The organism is Candidatus Nanosynsacchari sp. TM7_ANC_38.39_G1_1, assembly GCF_004138385.1.
Map to the genome: position 1 here is coordinate 1 of NZ_PQNZ01000053.1, position 5,374 is coordinate 5,374.

The window sequence follows — 5,374 nt, forward strand, 5'->3', positions numbered from 1 at the left end:
ATATATTGAGAAGCTGATATTTAGTGCGTAACTGCTATAGTATAGCGTGTTTTACGAGATTACGCAAGCTAAAGCTCTGCGAGTTGTACGGTTTTGCAGGGCGGCAACTCTCTTGCTGTGATAAGAATTTTGCTTGGCGGCCTAGACTTTTTTGACCTGTAAAGCATCAAGCTCAACTGGCGTGTCGCGGCCGAACATGCTGACCATGACTTTAAGAGTGCCTTTGGCAGCGTCAATCTCGCTAACGGCGCCGTCGAAACCTTTGAAGGGCCCGTCGATGATATTAACTACTTCTCCTTCTGTAAAGTCAATTTGGTGCTTTGGATCCTCGATGTTCATACGCTTTTTAATTTTGGTAATTTCTGCTTCGGAAACTGGAGTTGGCGAGGTGCCGCTGCCGACAAAGCCGGTAACGCCTGGCGTGTTGCGGACGATATACCAGGTCTCGTCGGTTAATTTCATCTCGACCAAGACATAACCCTGAAAGATGATGGCGTTGATGATTTTGCGCTTGCCATTCTTGATTTGAACTTGCTTTTCTTTCGGCACAATGGCGTCAAAAATTTTATCAGCCATGTCGATAGTTTGAGCGCGCTGGCGGATGCTTTCAGCGACTTTTTCCTCGTAGCCGCTGTAAGTATGGATAGCATACCATTGCCGCGAGCTGTCATAACGATTTGATTTTGCCATAAAATCCTTTCTACTTTGTTCCCATGATTAGTTTGAATAGCCAAGCGAAGCCGTAATCTAGCAAGATAATAACCAGAAATAGCGCTGCGGTGAAAACGATCAGCGCGCCGACCATACCCCAGGTCGAACGGCGGTCTGGCCAGCGGACTTGCTTGATTTCTTGCCAGGCGCCGCGGAAATAGCCAGTGATAGCGCTGAGCGGATTGCGGCGGCTTTTTGAGTTCTTCGGCTTGCTGGCGGCAGTTTTAGTTTTGGCGCTAGTCTTAGCAGTTTTGGTGCTAGATTTCTCGGCTTGTGTGCGGCCAGCTAATTCTTTGGCGGTCGCCAGAATGCTCGGCTTCTTTGGCTTTGCAGCTTTGTCGCCAGCAGTGATGCGAGTGATGCGGTTTTGTGATTTTTGCTTTGACTTACCTTTTGCGGATTTTGCCACGATAGTGTTTCCTCCCAAATTAAATAGCCTGGTATGTCCCAGACTGTCAAGTTAATTATACGACTGCCGAGCGAAAATAGCAAGCGATTTCGCGTTTTTTCTAAAGCGCTAAGACTTATTCTTTTTCACGGCGGGCAGCGAAAAGCTAAATGTTGAGCCGTGATTGAGACGGCTTTTGAGTTTGATTTCGGTTTTGAGCTTGAGAGCTAGTTTGGCGACAACGTAAAGACCAAGCCCAGTACCGCTGGTTTCACGGGTGCGATAATCTTCGCTGCGCCAGAATTTCTGGTATAAGTGTGCTTGGTCGCTGCGGCTGATGCCGATGCCAGTGTCTTTGACGGCAAAATTGATGGTGTCGTTTTCGCCGGGCTTGACGATGATAGTGACACCGCCCTTTTCGGTGTAGCGGATGGCATTGGTGATGAAGTTTTGCAGGATTTCTTTGAGGTAGAGGCGGCTTTGGCTAACTTGGCCGATTTGCGGCGCGATATCAATGTCAAAGGTTAGTGATTTGTCGGCGGCTTGCGGTGCGTATTCGGCGTACAGTTCGTCGATTAGTGATTGGACGTCAATGTTCTCTGGCTCGTCGGCGACACCGCGTTCAGCACGGCTCAAGGTTGAAAGATCGTTAACCATTCGCGCCAAAAATATAATTTGCTCGTGAGCAGTGCTGATGCCATTGATTAATCTTTCTTTTGGAATGTCGGGGCGCTTAATCATCAGCGAGACATTGCTCAGCGATCCTTCGGCGATAGTTATCGGAGTGCGCAGCTCGTGGCTGACAACCGAAATAAACTCGTCGCGCTCGTCGTCGAGAGATTTTTGCTTGGTGATATCGCGCAAGATGATTACATAGCCATCGTCGCTGACGCTGTTGGTGCTGCGAATTGGCGAGTATGTTGCGCCGAGGCGAATGCTTTCGTTGGATATTCTGGCAGTTAGATCGTCGCGGTATTGCGTAGTTTTGGCGGAATGCAGCTTGTCAGCGAACTTGAATGGCTGTTTATTCTTATCAATGATCGAAATAAAATCGTCAATACATTTGCCAGCGAGATCGGTATTAGTATCAAATAGGTTTAGCGCCGAGGCGTTGTATAGCGAAATGATGCCGTTTCTATCGGTGCTAATAATAGCGTCAGAGAGGTTGTTGACGATAGTAACTATGCGATCGCGCTGTAGACGCTCGGCGGTTTGGCTGCGCAAGAGTTCGGCTTGATCAATCGCCTGGGCTGAAATGACCATCTTGACCATGTAACTGATGATGAGCGTACCCAGAAAATGGATGACGATAGACACAACTTGTTTGTCGTCGCTAGCATGAATAATGACACTGCCCGAGGCAGCCGCAAACAATGTTGCAATACTAATATTAATGCCTGACTGGCCCAGGTAAACAGAGCTGGCTAGCAATAGTGCCGACCATGTATAAATTAGTGGCATATCGAAACCAGAAACCGTTAATACGTAAGTTAACGCTAAAATATGATAACCGATGAGCCCGGCAATATGGCCAATAGGTTGCCGCGGTGCTGCGAAAAATTGCCAAAAGCCGATGATAGCCCAACAGATATTAACCGCGTAAAAAGCGTACATATTCACTGCTGTCGGCTTGCCGAGCGGCGAGAATTGCATGAAGACGCTGTACGCCACTAATAGCAGCGGAATCAAAAGCGCTATCCAGCGAATAATCTTCATTCGATGCGTTGACGGATCGATGTCTATATAGTCTTTGACTTGGCCACCCATAGCTATTATTAAGTATAACCGTAAAGACGATTTATGAAAAGACTTAGACGATTGGAGTTTGGCGCTTGAGCTGCTGCCGGTGGAGGCGGTAGCGCGGATCGTAGCGTTCAACTTCGCGCCAAAAGGCTGCGGAATGATTCATGTGGCGAGTGTGGCAGAGCTCGTGAATCAATACATACCGAATCAATTCATCGGGTAGTTTCATTAAAGCAATGTTGAGGCTAATCGTTCCGTTGGAGCTGCAGCTACCCCATCGGCTACCAGCGTGGCTAAAGCGAACGCGCTGGTAAGCGAAACCATGAGCGCCAGCTAATTCTTCTAGTAGCGGCGGTAGGTATTTTTTGGCATCGCGGCGCAGAACTTTGATTGCTTCGTCGCGGATTTGCTGTTGAACATCTTGATCTTCGAGTGAAAATTCGGGCGGCAGCTTGACCAGCAGCTTGCTGCGCATGGTACGAATTTCCGGCTGTTTGATCATCTGTGTCGGCACAATAGCTAATTGATGGGTTTTGCCGATGAGCTGCCCGTCGCGATACGGCTGGGCGATGGAAGAATCTTTGGCTATTTTGCGCAAGTCTTCGCGCGACCGTTCAATAAACGAGCGAATAAACGCCAGCGGTACTAGCCGGCCGCTAGTAACGACAAAGCGCCCGTCGGTGCCGAGCTTGATGCGGGTGTAGCGAGTAGCGCGGCGCATGATAACAATCTCGCCGAACTCCGGATCATCGATAGTCTGGGATTTGGTAGGCATATTATTGGATACTGATGCCGCGGCGGCGAACCTCTGGTCGCTGTCTGGCTAAGCTAGTCATTGGCCGGCTAGGACGATTGCTATCGCCGAGACGGGCTAATACGGTGCGCGCTTGGGTTTTGTATGTGTGCTTGCCGCTGATAACGACTGGTTTCTCGATGGCGTTTGGTTCGGTGAAACTCTTGACGGCGGCATCAAAGTTTATAGTATCTAGCGAGTGGCCTTTTTGAATGCGGCGCCGGCAAGTTGCTTCATCGGTCTGCACCCAAATAATAAGCGGCTTATAACCATGCCCTTTAGCCCAGCGCGCAAACTCGGCGCGACGGACGCGGCTTAAGTTGCTGTCTTCATAAATAAAAGTTTGCTTGGTGCGTGCTATCTCGGCCAAAAATCGCTGGCAGACCTCCTCGCTGGCATTGCTATCTAGGCTGTGCTCGCTAATAAATTGCGAATCAACAAACGGTGCATTAAACATCTCAGAAAATTGCTGCGCGAAAAATGTTTTGCCGCTGCCTGGCAAGCCAACCATCATGATAGCGTGCGGATGAGAGATAGAACTAGGATTCATAAAATTATTATAGGTAATGGAACTTAAAACTGCAATTATGCACTTATGTGGTTTGTGGCAGGGGCATGAGGAATCGAACCTCAATCTACGGTTTTGGAGACCGTTATACTAGCCGTTGTACTATGCCCCTTTACGCTTTCCTATTATAGCATAGCGAAATGCTTTTTAGATATCATCAATGGCGATATCTTTAGGTTGATCTTTTTTGACACGGACGGCACGCTTGAAGCGGCGGTTGGCGGTTTCATCAGCAGTGTGCGGAATCGGCGGTAGCGACAGTAAGCGCTCAGATGTTTCTTTGTCGTCATCGAGGCTAGAAACAGCTTCGACGAAAAATTTATCAATTAGCCATTCCCGCCCCGGCGGAGTTTGACCGGTGACAGTAATACGCCAGCGCTCGTCGCCCCATTTATCGATATTGGTAATTCGCAATGGGTGCGCTAGCATCATCGTGCCCTTTGGAATGGCGGCGATAATTCGGCGGATAGCAGCGACGCCGGCTCGCTTGTCGCGAACGAAAATATCAACAGCGATCGTGCGTACGCCATGCGGCGTGACGCGGGCGCCAGTGATGTTTTGGTTGTGAACGGTGATGACTTCGCCATTGAGAGCGCGAATACGCGTCGAGGTCAGCGTGAAGCGCTCGACAACGCCGCTCAAGTCCGTGAATGGATCGAGCTTGACGAAATCACCTATCTTGTACCAGTTTTCTGAAATCATAATCGCGCTAGCGGTCAGGTCGCGCAACACGATACCGATAGTTTGTCCGGCCACCAAAGCAAACATAGCACCAGCACCAATAGCGGCTAGCCCGCCGGAGGTGCTAGAATTAGCGGCGGTTGGACTGAGGATTCGCCAAGCGATATAACCAACCGATACTACCACTAGTGTGCGAATGATGGCAATAGACACGCTCAGGTATGTTTCGGTTTGCCGCAACCGAGTGACGCGCGCTTCGTCTGATTCATTGTCGCTGCGGCGGCCGATACGTTGTGCTATGAAAATCAAGCCGCGCGCTAGGAACTTACTCAACCAATAAGCAGCAATCATCGACAAAACTAGCACTAGCAGCGAGCGAAAAGCATTCGGCGATACTAGCAGGCTCTTTAGATCGTTAATTACCGAAGTTGATATTGCGCTATCCATGCTTACTATCATGCACTGTTTGCTGTAAAAAATCTATATGTTT

The 5,374-nt window shown here is 49.2% G+C and carries 6 protein-coding genes and 1 tRNA gene; all 7 read right to left on the reverse strand.

Going from position 1 to position 5,374, the window contains the following annotated elements; genetic code table 11:
• Positions 1-141: 141 nt before the first annotated feature.
• A complete protein-coding gene (gene nusG, locus G1ANC_RS03575; RefSeq protein ID WP_129693633.1) occupies positions 142-690 on the reverse strand; it encodes a transcription termination/antitermination protein NusG in 549 nt (182 codons plus the stop codon).
• Between the two features lie 10 nt (positions 691-700).
• A complete protein-coding gene (gene secE / locus G1ANC_RS03580; protein ID WP_164998011.1) occupies positions 701-1,120 on the reverse strand; it encodes a preprotein translocase subunit SecE in 420 nt (139 codons plus the stop codon).
• A gap of 108 nt (positions 1,121-1,228) precedes the next feature.
• On the reverse strand, positions 1,229-2,866 hold the full coding sequence (locus G1ANC_RS03585) for a cell wall metabolism sensor histidine kinase WalK (protein ID WP_129693635.1): 1,638 nt from the start codon (positions 2,864-2,866) through the stop codon (positions 1,229-1,231).
• Positions 2,867-2,909: 43 nt separating this feature from the next.
• Positions 2,910-3,617: a M48 family metallopeptidase gene (locus G1ANC_RS03590; RefSeq protein ID WP_206660730.1), complete on the reverse strand. Its 708-nt coding sequence runs from the start codon at positions 3,615-3,617 to the stop codon at positions 2,910-2,912.
• A 1-nt stretch (position 3,618) separates the two neighbouring features.
• Positions 3,619-4,185: an ATP-binding protein gene (locus G1ANC_RS03595; protein ID WP_129693636.1), complete on the reverse strand. Its 567-nt coding sequence runs from the start codon at positions 4,183-4,185 to the stop codon at positions 3,619-3,621.
• A 55-nt stretch (positions 4,186-4,240) separates the two neighbouring features.
• A tRNA-Trp gene (locus G1ANC_RS03600) sits at positions 4,241-4,315 on the reverse strand.
• Positions 4,316-4,350: 35 nt separating this feature from the next.
• The gene (locus G1ANC_RS03605) at positions 4,351-5,331 is read right to left on the reverse strand and encodes a mechanosensitive ion channel family protein (RefSeq protein WP_164998012.1); all 981 of its coding nucleotides are present in this window, start codon (positions 5,329-5,331) and stop codon (positions 4,351-4,353) included.
• Between the last annotated feature and the right edge of the window lie 43 nt (positions 5,332-5,374).